The organism is Lysobacter solisilvae (assembly GCF_016613535.2).
Taxonomy (GTDB): Bacteria; Pseudomonadota; Gammaproteobacteria; order Xanthomonadales; family Xanthomonadaceae; genus Agrilutibacter; species Agrilutibacter solisilvae.
Genome location: NZ_CP071518.1, coordinates 2,379,741 through 2,394,924, shown reverse-complemented (window position 1 = coordinate 2,394,924; position 15,184 = coordinate 2,379,741). Strand labels below are relative to the sequence as shown.

Here is a 15,184-nt window from a genome sequence, read left to right as displayed (position 1 = left end):
CCGCCCCATGACGAAGATCCCGCGCCACCTGGCCGTCATCATGGACGGCAACGGGCGCTGGGCGCAGCGGCGCCGGCGTCCCCGCATGATCGGCCATCGCGCCGGCGCGCGCGCTGTCAATGTCTGCATTGATTTCTGCCTGGAGACCGGCATCCAGGCGCTGACCCTGTTCGCGTTTTCCAGCGAGAACTGGGGCCGACCCGAAGAAGAAGTCGGCGCGCTGATGAAGCTGTTCATGGGCGCGCTGGAACGCGAGGTCGACGAACTGGATCGCCGCGGCGTGCGCGTGCGCTTCATCGGCGAGCGCGAGCGCTTCGCGCCGGCGATCCGCGACCGGATGGCGGCCGCCGAAGCGCAGACCGCCGGCAACGCCCGCCTGCACCTGACCATCGCCGCCAGTTACGGCGGCCGCTGGGACATCGCCCAGGCCGCGCGCGAACTGGCGCGCGAAGTCGCCGCCGGGCGTCTGGATCCGGAGGCCATCGATGAAGGCCTGCTGGCCGCGCGCGTCGCGCTGGCCGACCTGCCGCCTCCGGATCTGTTCATCCGCACCGGTGGTGACGTGCGCGTGAGCAATTTCCTGCTGTGGCAGCTGGCCTACACCGAACTGTGGTTCACCGAAACGTTGTGGCCGGAGCTGGATGCGGCGACACTGCGGCGTGCCCTGGAGGACTACGCCAGCCGCGAGCGCCGCTTCGGGCTCACCGGGGATCAGGCCGCCGGGCCATCGCCATCAGGGAATCACGCATGACCAAAACCCGCCTGCTCGCCGCGCTCATCATGGCGCCCGTCACCATTGCGGCGATCCTGTTGCTGGACACGCCCTGGGTCATGGCGCTGGCGGCGGTGGTGTTCCTGCTGGGCCTGTGGGAATGGTTCGAACTGGCGGAGATCGAGGACACCCTCGCCCGCACCGTGCTGCTGGTCGCCAACCTGGCGCTGATGGTCGCCATCGTGTGGGCGTCGCGTTCGGCTGCCGGTTTCAGCTACGTCCTGTTCCAGCTGGCGAGCGTGATCGGCGTGGCGTGGTGGCTGATCGCGCTGGCCTGGCTGCGCGTGCCGCGCTTCGCCAGCGATCACGAGACCTGGGCCCGCATGTTCAAGCTGGCCGCCGGCGCGCTGGCCGTCATTCCCGCCTGGTGCGCACTGGGCTGGATCCACGCCACCGCCCCCAACGGCCACCTGTGGCTGTTCACCGGGCTGGCCATCGTCTGGGCCGCCGACAGCGGCGCCTATTTCGTCGGACGCAAGCTGGGCCGTCGCAAGCTCGCGCCCAACATCAGCCCCAACAAGACGGTCGAGGGCCTGATCGGCGGGCTGGTGGCCGGACTGGCCGTCGGCCTGGGCGGCGCCCTGCTGGCGGGCGCGCCCGTGGCTCATCTGCCGCTGGTCGGCGCGGTCGCGCTGCTGGCCACGCTGGCCTCGGTGGTCGGCGACCTGTTCGAGAGCCTGCTCAAGCGGCACGCGGGCGTGAAGGATTCGGGGCACCTCATCCCGGGCCACGGTGGCATCCTTGACCGCATCGACGGCGTTGTCGCCGCGCTGCCGGTTTTCGCACTCGGAAAGGCGCTGCTGGGTTTCTGACGATGTCCGCTCCACTGCAGGTTCGCAATGTCGCCGTGCTCGGGGCGACCGGTTCGATCGGCGCCTCCGCGCTGGACGTGATCGCGCGCCATCCCGACCGCCTGCGCGCCAGCATCCTGGCCGCCGGCAGCAAGGTCGATGCGCTGGTGGCGCTGTGCGCGCGGCACCGTCCCGATCATGCCGTCATCGCCGAGGCGTCGCAGCTGGACGCGTTGCGCGACGGCCTGCGGGCGGCCGGCCTGTCCACGCAGGCGCATGCGGGCGAAGACGCGATCACGGCACTGGCCGGCAGCCAGGCCTGTGACACGGTGGTGGCGGCGATCGTGGGCGCCGCGGGACTGGCCTCGACGCTGGCGGCCGCGCGTGCCGGCAAGCGCCTGCTGCTGGCCAACAAGGAATCACTCGTGCTGGCCGGTGAGCTGCTCATGCGCACCGCGCGCGACAGCGGCGCGGACATCGTGCCGATCGACAGCGAGCACAACGCCATTTTCCAGTGCCTGCCCGATGCCCACGCGCGCCAGGGCCTCAAGCGCATCGTGCTGACCGCGTCGGGCGGACCCTTCCGCGGCCGGCCCCGGCACGAACTGGCCGGGGTGACCCCGGAACAGGCCGTGGCGCATCCCAAATGGTCGATGGGGCCGAAGATCTCGGTCGACTCGGCCACGCTGATGAACAAGGGCCTGGAAGTCATCGAGGCCCACCACCTGTTCGGCGTGCCGCGCGCGCAGATCGACGTGGTCGTGCATCCGCAGAGCCTGGTGCATTCGCTGGTGGAGTTCATCGACGGTTCCACGCTGGCGCAGCTGGGCCTTCCGGACATGCGCACCGCGCTGGCGGTCGGTTTCGCCTGGCCGCAGCGCATGGCCTCGGGCGTGGCCGGACTGGACCTGCTGCAGCATGGCCGACTGGATTTCGAGGCACCGGACCTGGAGGCCTTCCCCTGCCTGCGCCTGGCCTTCGAGGCCCTGCAGGCCGGCGGCACCGCGCCGGCGATGCTCAATGCGGCCAACGAAGTGGCCGTTTCAGCGTTTCTTCAGCGGCGCATCGGCTTCCTGTCGATCTCCGCCCTGGTCGAGGCCACGATGCACGCCCTGCAGGTCTCGCCCGCCGATTCGCTCGACGCGCTGCGCGAGGCCGATGCCCAGGCCCGCCGGCACGCGCAGTCGGCCATTCCGCAGTTGTCCGCCGCATGATCCCGCTCCGCCCCATTTCCCCGTGCTTCGCATTGGCGGCATCCACCGGCGCGCCCGTGGGCGCCGCGCGCGTGGGCGCCACCGTTTCCCACTACGTGCCCGCGGGCACCGCATCGCGGCAGGGTCCGTCCCATGGGTGAGGTGATCGGTTCGGTCTTCTGGCTGCTGGTCAGCCTGGGCGTGCTCGTGACCATCCACGAGTTCGGCCACTTCTGGGTGGCCCGCCGCTGCGGCGTCAAGGTGCTGAAGTTCTCGATCGGCTTCGGCCGCCCGCTGTGGTCGCGGCGGGGCCGCGACGGGACGGAATACATCATCGCGATGATCCCGCTGGGCGGGTACGTCAAGATGCTGGGCGAACACGACGGCGACACGCCCATTCCGGCGGAACTGGCGTCCCAGGCGCACGACCGGCAAAGCGTGTTCAAGCGCATGGCCATCTCGCTGGCCGGCCCCGTGGCGAACCTGCTGCTGTGCCTGCTGCTGCTGTGGGCCATGTTCGTGGTGGGCCGCGCCGACTTCGCGCCGGTGTTCGGCGCCGTGCAGGGCATCGCGGCACAGGCGGGGCTGGAGCGCGGCGACGAACTCACCGGCGTGGGCGATCGCCCGACGCCTACGTGGAACGATGCCAACGCCGCCCTGCTGCTGGCGGCGCTCGACCGCCAGGACGTCGACGTCCACCTGCGCCGCGGCGACGGCCAGCAGGTGACACGCACGCTGCCGCTCTCGCGCCTGCCGGCGCAGTTCGACGAACGCCAGGCCGTGACGCTGCTGGGCGTGTACTGGCGCCACGAGCTGCCGCCGGCCAAGGTGGGCCAGGTCGAACCCGACAGCGCCGCGTGGGGCATCCTCGCCGAGGGCGACGTGATCACCGCCATCGATGGCGAGCCGGTGGTCTCCTGGAACGACATCCCGCGCCTCACCGCCGCCCTGGGGCGTCGCGGTGGCCCGGGCATGGTCGAGGTCCAGCGCGACGGCGAACGGCTGGCGATGGAGCTCACCCCCCGCTGGAACACCCGGGATGGCCGGAAAGCCTGGCGCCTGGGCCTGGTCCAGGGCGGAGACGGCCGCGCCGGTCGAGGACCGGATGCTGCGCCTGGGCCCGCTGGAGGCGATCCCGGCCGCCCTGCGCGAAATGCCCTACCAGACCAGCATGATGCTGGCCATGGTGCGGCTGGCCTTCAGCGGTGAGGTCGAGGTCCGCAACACCGTCAGCGGCCCGGTCACCATCGCGCGCGCAAGCAATCACTTCGCCCAGCGGGGACCGGGAGCCTACCTGTGGCTGCTCGCCCTGCTGTCGCTGAGCCTGGGCATTCTGAACCTGCTCCCGATCCCGATCTTGGACGGCGGTCACCTGCTGTATTACCTTATCGAGCTTGTCAAAGGCAGCCCGGTCAGCGAACGGGTCATGGCCGCCGGGAATGTCGTGGGCCTGGTGCTGATCGCCGGGCTGATGGGCCTGGCGTTCTACAACGACATCGTGAACAACCTGCTGTCCTGATCCAGGCAGCGCGGGAACCAGTCGGGAGGACGCTTGTCCCACTCCGGCCGGCCCCGGCCACACCCGCTCCGGCGGCACGCACGCTCCATTCGGCACGCTCCATCTCGGTACGCTCCATTTCGGCACGCACCACCGCGACACCGCATTACCGCGACACCCGCCTTCAAGCGGCAAGTTTCACCGCGGCGCGCTCCAGGATCGGCGCGCAGCCCTGCGGCTGGAAACGGCAGCGATTCGACCTGCCGCCCCAGCCTGGGCGCGGCAACCCCCAACCGGATTTGATGATGACGCGACTCCCCAATCGCCGCCTGCTCGCCCTCGCCCTTACCGCCGCCCTGTTCCAGGCGTCGGCCCTGCCTGCGATGGCGCAGTCGGCCGATCCGTTTGCCGTGGGCCCGGCGCCGGTGGCGCCCAGCGTCCAGTCGCCGGAGGCGTTCACCGTCAGCGACATCCGGGTGGACGGCCTGCAGCGCATCTCCGCCGGCACGATCTTCACCTACCTGCCCGTCGAGCGCGGCGACACCCTCGACTCGGTCGGCGCGGCCAATGCGATCCGCGCGCTCTACAAGACCGGCTTCTTCGAGGACGTGCGCCTGGACCGCCAGGGCAACGTGCTGGTGGTCACCGTGACCGAGCGTCCGGCGATCAACAAGATCGAGATCACCGGCAACAAGGACATCGAGACCGAGGACCTGATGAACGGCCTCAAGGAAAACGGGATGGCCGAAGGCGACACCTTCGACCGCCTGGTCCTTGACCGGATGACGCAGGAACTCAACCGCCAGTACAACAACCGCGGCAAGTACAACGCGCAGATCGAGCCCAGCGTCAAGCGCCTGGACCGCAACCGCGTCGACGTCACCATCGCCATCAAGGAAGGCAAGGCCGCGAGCATCCGCCACATCAACCTGGTGGGCAACGAGAAGTTCGAGGAGAAGGCCATCCTCGACAACTGGGAATCCAGCGAGCACAACTGGCTCAGCTGGTACCGCCGCGACGACCAGTACTCGCGCGAGAAGCTCTCCGGCGACCTGGAAAAGCTTAACAACTATTACCTGGACCGCGGCTACATCGACTTCAACGTCGACTCGACCAAGGTGTCGATGAGCCCGGACCGGCAGGACATGTTCATCAGCGCGGGCCTGACCGAAGGCGAGCAGTACACCGTCTCCTCGGTCCAGGTCACCGGCGACACCGTGCTCCCGAAGGAGACCGTAGAGAACATGGTGCTGCTGAAGGAAGGCAGCATCTTCTCCCGCCGCATCCTCGAGATCACCTCCGACTCGATCACCGCCGCGCTGGGCAACGTGGGCTACGCATTCGCCCAGGTGAACACCATTCCGGACGTGAACCGCGCCGACAAGACCGTGGGGATCAACCTGCAGGTCGTGCCGGGTCCGCGCGTCAACGTGCGCAACATCGTCTACAAGGGCAACACCCGCACCAGCGACGAGGTCATGCGCCGCGAGATGCGCCAGTTCGAAGGCAGCTGGTACTCGCAGGCCGCGCTGGACCGTTCCAAGATCCGCCTGCAGGGCCTGGGCTACTTCGAGACGGTCGACTTCGAGAACGAGCCGGTGGCCGGCACCGACGACCAGGTCGACGTGGTCGTCAACGTCAAGGAAACCGCTTCGGGCAGCTTCGTGTTCGGCCTGGGCTATTCGCAGCTCAGCGGCCTGACCACGCAGATCCAGGTGTCGCAGGACAACTTCCTGGGCAGCGGCAACCGCGTGTCCGTGCAGGCGCAGCGCAGCCGTTACCAGCAGCGCTACGACTTCTCGTTCCTCAACCCCTACTTCCTCGATAACGGTCTCTCGCTCGGCTACAACCTGTGGTGGCGCGAGCTGGACTATTCGGACTTCAACACCGCGCAGTACAACAGCAACTCCGGCGCGGCGCAGATGGTGCTGGGCCTGCCGATCACCGAGACCGACACCGTCTCGGGCCTGTTCGGCATCGACACCAACCAGATCCTGGCCAGCGGCTCCACGCCCGAGCCGATCCGCGACTACATCGCCGCGCTCAACACGCGCACCTTCCACGCCTGGCGCATGGAAGCGGGCTGGTCGCGCAACTCGGTCGACAACGCCCTCACGCCCAGCCGCGGCACCCACCAGCGCATCTGGCTGGAGACCACGCTGCCGGGTTCGACGGTGGAGTACTTCAAGCTCAACTACAGCTTCTCCAAGTACTGGCCGATCTCGCGCCACCTGGTGCTCAACACCCGCGCCGAACTGGGCTACGGCGACAGCTACGGCGACGCGGTCACGCGCAACATCTGCTTCAGCGCACCGGTCGGCGGCATCCCGGGCAGCGACGAGGGCGGTGGCAATCCGATCGATCCGCCGGAGACGCCGCAGCCGAGCGATCCCTGCATCCCCGGGACCTCGCCTGACTTCATCGAGTCGGTCACCGCCGACGGCCTGCCCTTCTTCGAGAACTTCTACGCCGGTGGCGTGCGCTCGGTGCGCGGCTTCGTCGACAACACGCTGGGTCCGCGCGAGCGCCCCTGCGCGACCTGCGCCACCCAGCCCATCGGTGGCGCGCTCAAGACCGTGGGTTCGCTGGAGTTCTACTTCCCGAGCCTGTTCGACTCCCCGGCCGCGCGTCCGTCGGCCTTCGTCGACTTCGGCAACGTCTACAAGGACGTGGACAGCTTCGACGCCGGTGAACTGCGCGCCTCGGCGGGCATCTCGCTGATGTGGCGTTCGCCGATGGGTCCGATCTCGATCAGCTACGCGCTGCCGCTGCGTACCGAGGACGAAGACAAGACCGAGCGCCTGCAGTTCACCTTCGGCGGCAACTTCTGACGGCGGGGCGAACCGGGCCCGACGTGGAACGACCCGACTACAGCGCCGCCGACCTGGCCCGGCAATTCGGCCTGGACCTGCAGGGCGACGGCGCCGTGCGGGTCCACGGCGTGGGCACGCTCGCCCGCGCGCAGGCCGGGCAGCTGGCCTTCCTGGCCAACAGCAAGTACCGCAGCCAGCTGGCCGACTCGCGCGCCAGCGTGGTCGTGCTTGGCGCCGATGACGCCGCCGCGCACGCCGGCACCGCGCTGGTGGCGCGCGATCCGTATGCCGCGTTCGCCCGCATCTCCGCACTGTTCGCCCCGACGCCGCGTCGCGACGCGGGCATCCATCCGTCGGCCGACATCGCCGCCGATGCCGTTGTTGACCCGTCCGCCCACGTGGGCGCGTTCGTCAGCATCGGCGAGCGCAGCCGCATCGAGGCCGGGGCGGTGGTCGGCCCGGGCTGCATCATCGGCGAGGATTGCGTGGTCGGCCCCGGCTGTGAACTGGTGGCGCGGGTGACCCTGGTCACGCGCGTGCGCCTGGGACAACGCGTCGTCGTGCATCCCGGCGCCGTGCTGGGCGCGGCCGGCTTCGGCCTGGCCATGGACGCCGGCCGCTGGCTCAACGTGCCGCAGCTGGGCGGCGTGGTGATCGGCGACGATTGCGAGATCGGCGCCAACACCACCATCGACCGCGGCGCGATCGAGGACACGGTGATCGAGGAGGATGTCCGCCTCGACAACCAGATCCAGGTGGGCCACAACGTCCACATTGGCGCCCACACCGCCATGGCCGGCTGCTCGGCGGTGGCCGGCAGCGCGCGCATCGGCCGCTACTGCCTCATCGGCGGCGGCGCCGGCGTGGTGGGCCATCTGGAGATCTGCGACAAGGTCGTGATCACCGCGATGAGCCTGGTGACCCATTCGATCCGCGAACCCGGCGAATACTCCTCGGGCACGCCGCTGATGGACAATCGCAGCTGGCGCCGGAACGCCGCGCGCTTCAAGAAGCTCGATGCGCTGGCGCGCCGTTTAGGGCCCGCGCGGGACACCGACTGACCCTTGCGCAGCCGCCGCCGCGCCGCGCAGACCCCGCGACGTACGCACGCGCATGTTGCCGAGGCAGACCACCGGGCGGAGAAAGCGGATAATCGCCGTTTGCCACGCGCGGCCCCGTCGCACCAGGAATCGATGATGACCCAGCCTCTTCAACTGCCCCTCGACGTCACCGCGATCCAGAAGCTGCTGCCGCACCGCTATCCGTTCCTGCTGGTCGACCGCGTGCTCGAGCTGGAGCCCCACAAGCGCGTGCTGGCGTACAAGAACGTCACCTGCAACGAACCCTTCTTCAACGGCCATTTCCCGGGCCACCCGGTGATGCCCGGCGTGCTGGTCGTGGAAGCGCTGGCCCAGGCCGGCGGCATCCTCACCCAGCTGTCCAACGAGGCCGGCACCGACGGCAAGCTGTTCTACCTGGTGAAGGTCGACAACGCACGTTTCTCGCGCATGGTGGTCCCGGGCGACCGGCTCGAACTGGACGTCACGCTCAAGCGCACCATCCGCAACATGGCGCTGTACATCGGCACCGCGCGCGTGGATGGCGAGGTGGCCGCCAGCGCCGAGATCCTCTGCGCCGAGGTCAAGGGCGAGGCATGAGTGCGCTGATCCATCCCACCGCGGTGGTCGAGCCGGGCGCGACGCTCGGTGAGGGCGTGCAGGTGGGCGCGTTCTGCTACATCGGCAACGATGTGGTGGTGGGGGACGGCACCACGTTTGGCGTGCATTGCAGCGTGCAGGGCCCGACCACGATCGGACGCGACAACCGCTTCGTCGGCCACTGCGCTATCGGTGGCGAGCCCCAGGACAAGAAATACGCCGGCGAGCGCGTCGGGCTCGAGATCGGCGACCGCAACCTGTTCCGCGAGTTCTGCACCGTCAACCGCGGTACCGGCAGCGGTGGCGGCGTCACCCGCGTGGGCAACGACAACTGGCTGCTGGCCTACACCCACGTGGCCCACGACTGCCATGTCGGCAACCACTGCGTGTTCTCCAACAACGCGACCCTGGCCGGCCACGTGACCGTGGGCGACCACGTAATCCTCAGCGGCTTCGCCGGCATCCACCAGTTCTGCCGGATCGGCGCGCATGCGTTCATCGGCATGGGCGCCTTCGTCAACGGCGACGTGCCGCCGTTCGTGATGGTCGCCCAGGAAGGCTATGGCAAGCCGCGCGGCATCAACAGCGAAGGGCTGAAACGTCGCGGCTTCGACAGCGAACGCATCGCCGCGATCAAGCGCGCCTACCGCGCGCTGTACATGTCCGGCGCCTCGCTCGACGACGCCCGCGCCCGGCTGGAGGAAATCGCCGCGCAGAGCGAGGACGTTCGCGAGTTCGTCTCCTTCATCGACGGCGCCCAGCGCGGCCTGCTGCGCTGAGGCCATACGGGTCGACAAACGACCCGGCTGCGCATCCCGGTGCTGGGGCAGAATGCGCCTGTGATGCCCGACCATGCCGCGTCGCCGCGACGCGTCCGCAGGAGCCTTCGTTGTCCCAGTCCCCACCGGTCTCGTCCTTTCCGTCCGCTTCGGCCGTCCGCGCCCCGGCAGCGTCCGACACGCCGACTGCCGCGCGCCGTCCGCTGCGCATCGCGCTCGTGGCCGGGGAGGCCTCCGGCGACCTGCTCGGCGCGGGCCTGATCGCCGAACTGCGCCGGCGCCATCCCGAGGCGCAGTTCGCGGGGATCGGCGGCGAAGCGATGCGCACCGCCGGCATGGAGACCTGGTTCGACGCGACCGAACTGGCCGTGATGGGCCTGGCGGAAGTCCTGCGTCATTTGCCGCGCCTGCTGCGCGTGCGCCGCGAACTGCGCGAGCGCGTGGTGGACTGGGCCCCGGACGTCTTCGTCGGCATCGACGCCCCGGACTTCAACCTGGGCGTGGAGCGCTGGCTCAAGCAGCGCGGCGTGCGCACCGTGCACTACGTCAGTCCGTCGGTCTGGGCCTGGCGCGAGAAGCGCGCTTCGAAGATCGGGCGCTCGGCCGACCGCGTGCTCTGCCTGTTTCCGATGGAGCCGGCCATCTACGCCCGCCACGGCGTCGACGCCCGCTTCGTAGGCCATCCGCTGGCGGACGAGATGCCGCTCGAGCCGGACCGCGCCGGTGCCCGCATGCGCCTGGGGCTCGACGCCGACCGGCCCGTGCTCGCCCTGCTCCCGGGCTCGCGCGTGGGCGAGATCACCCGGCTGGGCAGCGACTTCCTCGCCGCCGCCGCCCGCCTGCTGGCCGGCGACCCGCAACTGCAGGTCGTCGTGCCGATGGCCAACGAAGCCGCGGCGCAGGCGTTTTCCCGCGTCCTGGCGGCACATCCGGACGCGCAGGCGCTGCACCGCTGCCTGCGGATCCTGCGCGGCGAGGCGCGGCCGCTGATGATCGCCAGCGATGCGGTCCTGCTGGCCTCGGGCACGGCCACGCTGGAAGCCCTGCTGGCCAAGCGCCCGATGGTGGTGGCCTACAAGGTCGCCCCGCTGACCTACGCGCTCGTCAAGGGCCTGGGGATGCTCAAGGTCGACCGCTATTCGCTGCCCAATGTGCTCGCCGGCGAAGCGCTCGTGCCGGAGCTGATGCAGCACGACTGCACGCCCGAACGCCTCGCGCAGGCCACGGCGCAGGCCCTCGGCGACCCCGCCGTCGCCGCGCGGCTGGCGCCCCGCTTCCGCGCGATCCACGAGCAGTTGCGGCAGGACGCCTCCGCCCGTGCCGCCGATGCGGTGCTCGAGCTGATCGGGTAAGCCAGCGCGTCGTTTCCGGCTTGCGTGAACGCGTGATCCTCGCGCAAGCTGCGCCCGCCTGCCGCCTCTCCACCGCGATGTCCGACGCTCCGCTCCTGCCTTCGCCGCCCCCGATCGACCCGCGCAGCCTGCGCATCGCGGGCATCGACGAGGCCGGCCGCGGGCCGCTGGCGGGCCCGGTGGTCGTGGCCGCCGTCGTGTTCGCCCCCGGCCGCACGCCGATCAACGGGCTGGACGATTCCAAGCAGCTGGACGCCGCGCGCCTCGAGGTCCTCTACGACCGCATCGTCCAGCGCGCACTGGCGTTCAAGGTGGTGTTCGTCGAAGTCGAGGAGATCGACCGCATCAATATCTTCCACGCCACCATGCAGGGCATGCGGCGCGCGCTCGAGGGCGTGATGCACGTGGCCGACGAGGCCCGCATCGACGGCAACGCGGTGCCGCCCGGCCTGCCCTGCCGCGCGGAAGCCTGGATCGGCGGCGACGCCCGCGACCGCGCGATCATGGCCGCTTCCATCCTGGCCAAGGTCGCCCGCGACCGGCACATGCGGGACCTGCACGCCCAGTGGCCCGTTTACGGGTTCCACGAGCACAAGGGCTACGGAACGCCGGCCCACCTGGCCGCGCTCCAGCAGCACGGACCGTGTCCGCAGCACCGCCGTAGCTTCGCCCCGGTCCGCATCGCGCAGGGCGACCTGTTCGGCCTGCCGGCCGGCGATCCCCTGCCCGCCTGAGCGCTGCCCGCCGGCCGCGGGTTCAGCAAACCGAACGCCGGCTGGACCGTCTGTCGGAACCCGGCTTGCCTGCCCCCGCCGGCGGCGCATCATGGAATTCCACGAGACATCCTGGGTCGCGTGAGCCTCCCGGCCGGCACGCGGCTCCGCAGGGAGAGACGGCCGGATGCGAGGTGAAGCATGCGCATGCCCCATCCCACCCCCACCGCCCGCCCGCTGCCCTACGAGCAGTACCGCGGCGGCATCAGCGACGACCTCGGCGCACCGGCGGGCTTTGCGGAAATCGCGCTGTCGGGCCCGGCAGTGACGCAGTTCGACAACCTCGTCCACGAGCTCTATCCCGATGCAGCGCGTGTCGACCAGGCCCGCCTGCAGCAACTGGCCGCGTGGCTGCTGTCGCTGCGCGAAGAGGAGGCCGTCGAGGAACTCGATGCCCGCCTGTCGCGCATGGACGAACTGCGCGCACTGGTGCAGGACCCCGCCTGGGACTGCCACGAAGCCCAGCGCAAGCGGATCGACAAGCTGCTGGCCTACGTCGATCGCGAGGACGACCTGATCCCCGACAGCCTGCCGCTGCTGGGCCGCCTGGACGACGTGCTGCTGATCGAACTGGCCTGGCCCGCCTTCGCCGCCGAAGCCGACGAATACCGCGACTTCTGCAACTACCGCAACACCGAGCATCCCGCCGGATCGCCCACGCAACAGCGCGAAGCCTGGCTGCGCGACCGTCTTGCCGAACTGGAACTGCTGCGGCTCAACACCCGCATCGCCGACGAGCATTTCGTGGGCTACACCCAGGAATACCAGTTGCGGGTGAAGTGATCCGGGGCCGCGCGCCGGCGCGGCCCGGGCAGGCGGTCGTCGCGCTCAGCGCCGGATGATGATCGCCGGATCGACGCGATGGCCGTTGGCCTCGATCGCGTACTTGTAGCGGGCGACCTTGTTTTCCGACGTCACCTGGGCCTTCTGCCGCGCGTCCTTCTCTTCCGAGCGCACGCGCTTTGGCGCGCCCGGGCCTGCGGCGCTTTCGCCCTCGAATTCAATCTCGAACGCGCCCTTCACGTCCTTGGCCGTGCGCCAGACGATCGCGGTGCCGTTGTCGACCTCGCATTCGTCCGGCGTCACCGAGGGACGTCCGCTGCCGTCGTAGGCCACGTCGATGTACACCTTCTTGCCGTGGGCCGGCACGGCGCAGGACTCCCCGTCTTCTTCGGCCAGGCCCGGGGGGCTGGGCTGGCGCGCGCAGGCGGCCAGCATGGCCAGCAGTGGAACGGCGATGACCAGCGTGGCAGCGCGCATCGTGGAAGCGCGCATCGTGGAAGTGTGCATGTCGACGACCTCATGGAGTGGTGGGGGTAGCGGATGCGGGCGAATGCGCTGCACGCGCGCCCGAGGGGTTGCCTGGACCGCCCAGGCGGCGCAGCAGCGGCGATGCCCGGATCCGCCGTTCGGGCACCTGCAGGTTGCGGGCACGGACCAGCCGCGCGCGCGCGGCGTCCCCGTCTTCCAGTCGCGCCAGCGTCTGGGCCGCGAGCAGGGCCACTTCCCCTTCCTCGCTGCGCAGCGCCTCGGCCTTGGCGAGCCATTGCCGCGCGGCCTCCGCCTGGCCGAGGTTGGCGCTGTACCACGCGAGCAGCGCCATGGCCTGCGAGTCGTCGGTCTTGACCGCGGCGTAGCGCCCGGCCATCGCGGCGGCACGACCGTAGGCCGCGCGTGCTTCCGGCGTGGCACCCGATTGCGCCGACAAGGCGTCGCCGATGTTGCCGAAGATGCGGAAGTCTTCGGCATTGAGCGCTGCCGCCTGCCGATAGAGGGCGGCCGCTTCCGCGTAGCGCCCCTCTTCGTAGCGCAACGTGCCCAGGTTGCTCAGTGCGCCGTAGCTGGGTTCGATCGAGAGCGAGCGCAGGAAGGCGGACGCGGCGGCCGCGGCGTCGCCCTTGGTCAGTTGCAGGCCGCCCAGGCTGCTCCACGTGGCCGCGTCATCGGGCTCCAGCGTGGTGGCGATGCGATAGGCGTCGATGGCCGCCGGGAGGTTGCCCTGGAGGTAGTGCAGGTAGCCGCGTTCGCGCTGGAGCTGGGCATCGCCCGGGCGCAGCTGGTGGGCGCGCTCGATGTAATCCATCGCCACGTCGTTGCGCTCGCGCGAGTTCTCCACGCGTGCCAGGCCGATGTAGGCATCGGGTCGCAGCGAGATGTCTTCCAGCGCCCGCGTGTAGGCACGCGTCGCGGCCTCAAGGTCGCCGCTGATGCGGTGCATCTCGCCCATCGCCAGGCTTACTTCGCGCAGGCGTGGATCCATGCGTTCGGCCTGCGTGCACGCCGAGCTTGCCCGCGCGAAAGCCGCGGCATTGCGTTCGGCTTCGAACTGCAGCAGCTCGCCACGGCAGATGCCGGCCTGCGCACGAGCGAACGTGGCGTCGCCCGCGAGGGCCTGCCGGAATGACGCGATCGCCGCCGCGGGCGCCGTGCCGGGTTGCCGCAACTGGCCCAGTCCCTTGAGGTACAGGTCGTAGGCGGCGAGGTTGCGCGTGGGAGCGAGCCTGCGCTGCAGGGCCGGACGTCCGGGTTCGGGCAACACGCCCAGCAGCGCGCGCACGACCTCTTCGCCGATCTCGCTCTGCACCGCCAGCAGGTCGGATGACCGGCGATCGTAGGACTGCGCCCACAGGGTGAATCCGGTGCGCGTATCGGTCAGCCGTGCATTGACGCGCACGCGCTTGCCCTCACGGCGCACGGTCGCGTCGAGCACCGTGGCCACGCCGAGGCGTTTGCCGACGGACACCGCGTCGAGGTCCTGGCGTGCCCCGTCCAGCGAGGGATATGCAGCGACCTTCAGCCCCGGTACGCCGGCGAGCGCGTCGTGCATCTCGACAGCGAGACCGCGCGCGAAATAGTCGTCCCCCGACGCTCCGCCGAGGGTGGCAAAGGGCAGCACGGCCACCGACGGGTCGGCCGCCTTGTGCCCGGGCGCGGACGGGTACAGGAACCACGCCGCGCCGGCAGCCACCAGAACCGCCGCCAGGCCCGCTCCCAGCCAGAGCCGTCTCCCGCTCCGCGCGGTCTTCCCGGGTTCCACGACGGGCCGCCGCCGGTCGCTGAACCGCTCCGGCGCCGCCATGGCTTCCGCGGGTTCCGCCACGGGCGCAGGCGCCTGCGGGACATCCTCATCGGCCACGGGCGGACACGCGGCCGGATCCTCGATCAGCTGACCGATGAAGCGGTACCCCAGCGCGTGCTGGGTCTGGATGAACTCCGGCTGGTGCGGGTGGTCGCCCAGTGCGGCGCGCAGTTGGGCGATGGCCCGGGTCAGGACATTCGGGGTGACGTGGCGATGGCCCCAGACCTCGTCCAGCAGGACGTCGCGCAGGACCAGCTGGTCGGCATGGCGCAGCAGGACCAGCAGCACGGCGAAGGCCTTCGGCTCGACCGACTGGGCCTGCCCGGCACGGGTGATGGTGTGCGCGCGGACGTCGACCACGACTTCGCCGAAGCGATAGCACTCGCCCTGTTCATCCCCGTTGCCCGCCCCCGTTGGCCGGACCATCTGAAAACCTCACGACTCCCTCACAAATCTGCGCGTACCGGATTTCAAGG

12 protein-coding genes and 1 pseudogene are annotated in these 15,184 nt (G+C 70.1%); 11 read left to right on the top strand and 2 right to left on the bottom strand.

All coding sequences use genetic code 11. The features are described 5' to 3' along the window. Positions 1-7: 7 nt before the first annotated feature. The 11 genes and pseudogenes from uppS (at position 8) to I8J32_RS10575 (ending at position 12,412) form a co-directional block, all read left to right on the top strand. Complete coding sequence (gene uppS, locus I8J32_RS10625; RefSeq protein WP_200611885.1) at positions 8-751, top strand: polyprenyl diphosphate synthase; 744 nt, start codon at positions 8-10, stop codon at positions 749-751. Then, the gene (locus I8J32_RS10620; RefSeq protein WP_200611883.1) at positions 748-1,584 is read left to right on the top strand and encodes a phosphatidate cytidylyltransferase; all 837 of its coding nucleotides are present in this window, start codon (positions 748-750) and stop codon (positions 1,582-1,584) included. The genes uppS and I8J32_RS10620 overlap by 4 nt, the downstream gene beginning before the upstream one ends. A gap of 2 nt (positions 1,585-1,586) precedes the next feature. After that, entirely contained in the window at positions 1,587-2,777 is a 1,191-nt protein-coding gene (locus I8J32_RS10615) for a 1-deoxy-D-xylulose-5-phosphate reductoisomerase (protein WP_407060961.1), read from the top strand. Between the two features lie 132 nt (positions 2,778-2,909). Beyond that, positions 2,910-4,275 (top strand): annotated as a pseudogene (gene rseP / locus I8J32_RS10610) (RIP metalloprotease RseP). A gap of 284 nt (positions 4,276-4,559) precedes the next feature. Beyond that, positions 4,560-7,085 (top strand): outer membrane protein assembly factor BamA, encoded by a 2,526-nt coding sequence (gene bamA, locus I8J32_RS10605; protein ID WP_207526557.1) that lies wholly within the window; start codon positions 4,560-4,562, stop codon positions 7,083-7,085. Between the two features lie 23 nt (positions 7,086-7,108). Beyond that, complete coding sequence (gene lpxD, locus I8J32_RS10600; RefSeq protein WP_200611877.1) at positions 7,109-8,128, top strand: UDP-3-O-(3-hydroxymyristoyl)glucosamine N-acyltransferase; 1,020 nt, start codon at positions 7,109-7,111, stop codon at positions 8,126-8,128. 135 nt (positions 8,129-8,263) lie between these two features. Continuing rightward, the gene (fabZ, locus tag I8J32_RS10595; protein WP_200611875.1) at positions 8,264-8,725 is read left to right on the top strand and encodes a 3-hydroxyacyl-ACP dehydratase FabZ; all 462 of its coding nucleotides are present in this window, start codon (positions 8,264-8,266) and stop codon (positions 8,723-8,725) included. Further along, positions 8,722-9,504 carry an acyl-ACP--UDP-N-acetylglucosamine O-acyltransferase gene (lpxA, locus tag I8J32_RS10590; RefSeq protein ID WP_200611872.1) on the top strand — a complete coding sequence of 261 codons (783 nt, stop codon included), beginning with the start codon at positions 8,722-8,724 and terminating at the stop codon, positions 9,502-9,504. Before fabZ ends, lpxA begins: the two co-directional genes overlap by 4 nt. Before the next feature lie 203 nt (positions 9,505-9,707). Further along, positions 9,708-10,856 (top strand): lipid-A-disaccharide synthase, encoded by a 1,149-nt coding sequence (gene lpxB, locus I8J32_RS10585; protein ID WP_245156509.1) that lies wholly within the window; start codon positions 9,708-9,710, stop codon positions 10,854-10,856. A 77-nt stretch (positions 10,857-10,933) separates the two neighbouring features. Continuing rightward, positions 10,934-11,590: a ribonuclease HII gene (locus I8J32_RS10580; RefSeq protein WP_207526555.1), complete on the top strand. Its 657-nt coding sequence runs from the start codon at positions 10,934-10,936 to the stop codon at positions 11,588-11,590. A gap of 186 nt (positions 11,591-11,776) precedes the next feature. Then, positions 11,777-12,412, top strand: a complete 636-nt coding sequence (locus I8J32_RS10575; protein WP_200611864.1) for a YkvA family protein — start codon at positions 11,777-11,779, stop codon at positions 12,410-12,412. 45 nt (positions 12,413-12,457) lie between these two features. Here I8J32_RS10575 and I8J32_RS10570 read toward each other — a convergent pair whose 3' ends face one another. Together I8J32_RS10570 and I8J32_RS10565 are read right to left on the bottom strand one after the other, a co-directional pair. Beyond that, positions 12,458-12,919 carry a hypothetical protein gene (locus I8J32_RS10570; RefSeq protein WP_200611862.1) on the bottom strand — a complete coding sequence of 154 codons (462 nt, stop codon included), beginning with the start codon at positions 12,917-12,919 and terminating at the stop codon, positions 12,458-12,460. Positions 12,920-12,929: 10 nt separating this feature from the next. Then, on the bottom strand, positions 12,930-15,134 hold the full coding sequence (locus tag I8J32_RS10565) for a winged helix-turn-helix domain-containing protein (protein WP_200611860.1): 2,205 nt from the start codon (positions 15,132-15,134) through the stop codon (positions 12,930-12,932). Positions 15,135-15,184: the final 50 nt, after the last annotated feature.

Bases quoted from the DNA above. Each gene is read 5' to 3' on its own strand.
- I8J32_RS10565 (WP_200611860.1), bottom strand. From the start codon at position 15,134: ATGGTCCGGCCAACGGGGGCGGGCAACGGGGATGAACAGGGCGAGTGC.
- bamA (WP_207526557.1), top strand. From the start codon at position 4,560: ATGACGCGACTCCCCAATCGCCGCCTGCTCGCCCTCGCCCTTACCGCC.
- fabZ (WP_200611875.1), top strand. From the start codon at position 8,264: ATGACCCAGCCTCTTCAACTGCCCCTCGACGTCACCGCGATCCAGAAG.
- I8J32_RS10615 (WP_407060961.1), top strand. From the start codon at position 1,587: ATGTCCGCTCCACTGCAGGTTCGCAATGTCGCCGTGCTCGGGGCGACC.
- lpxA (WP_200611872.1), top strand. From the start codon at position 8,722: ATGAGTGCGCTGATCCATCCCACCGCGGTGGTCGAGCCGGGCGCGACG.
- I8J32_RS10580 (WP_207526555.1), top strand. From the start codon at position 10,934: ATGTCCGACGCTCCGCTCCTGCCTTCGCCGCCCCCGATCGACCCGCGC.
- I8J32_RS10575 (WP_200611864.1), top strand. From the start codon at position 11,777: ATGCCCCATCCCACCCCCACCGCCCGCCCGCTGCCCTACGAGCAGTAC.
- I8J32_RS10570 (WP_200611862.1), bottom strand. From the start codon at position 12,919: ATGCACACTTCCACGATGCGCGCTTCCACGATGCGCGCTGCCACGCTG.
- I8J32_RS10620 (WP_200611883.1), top strand. From the start codon at position 748: ATGACCAAAACCCGCCTGCTCGCCGCGCTCATCATGGCGCCCGTCACC.
- uppS (WP_200611885.1), top strand. From the start codon at position 8: ATGACGAAGATCCCGCGCCACCTGGCCGTCATCATGGACGGCAACGGG.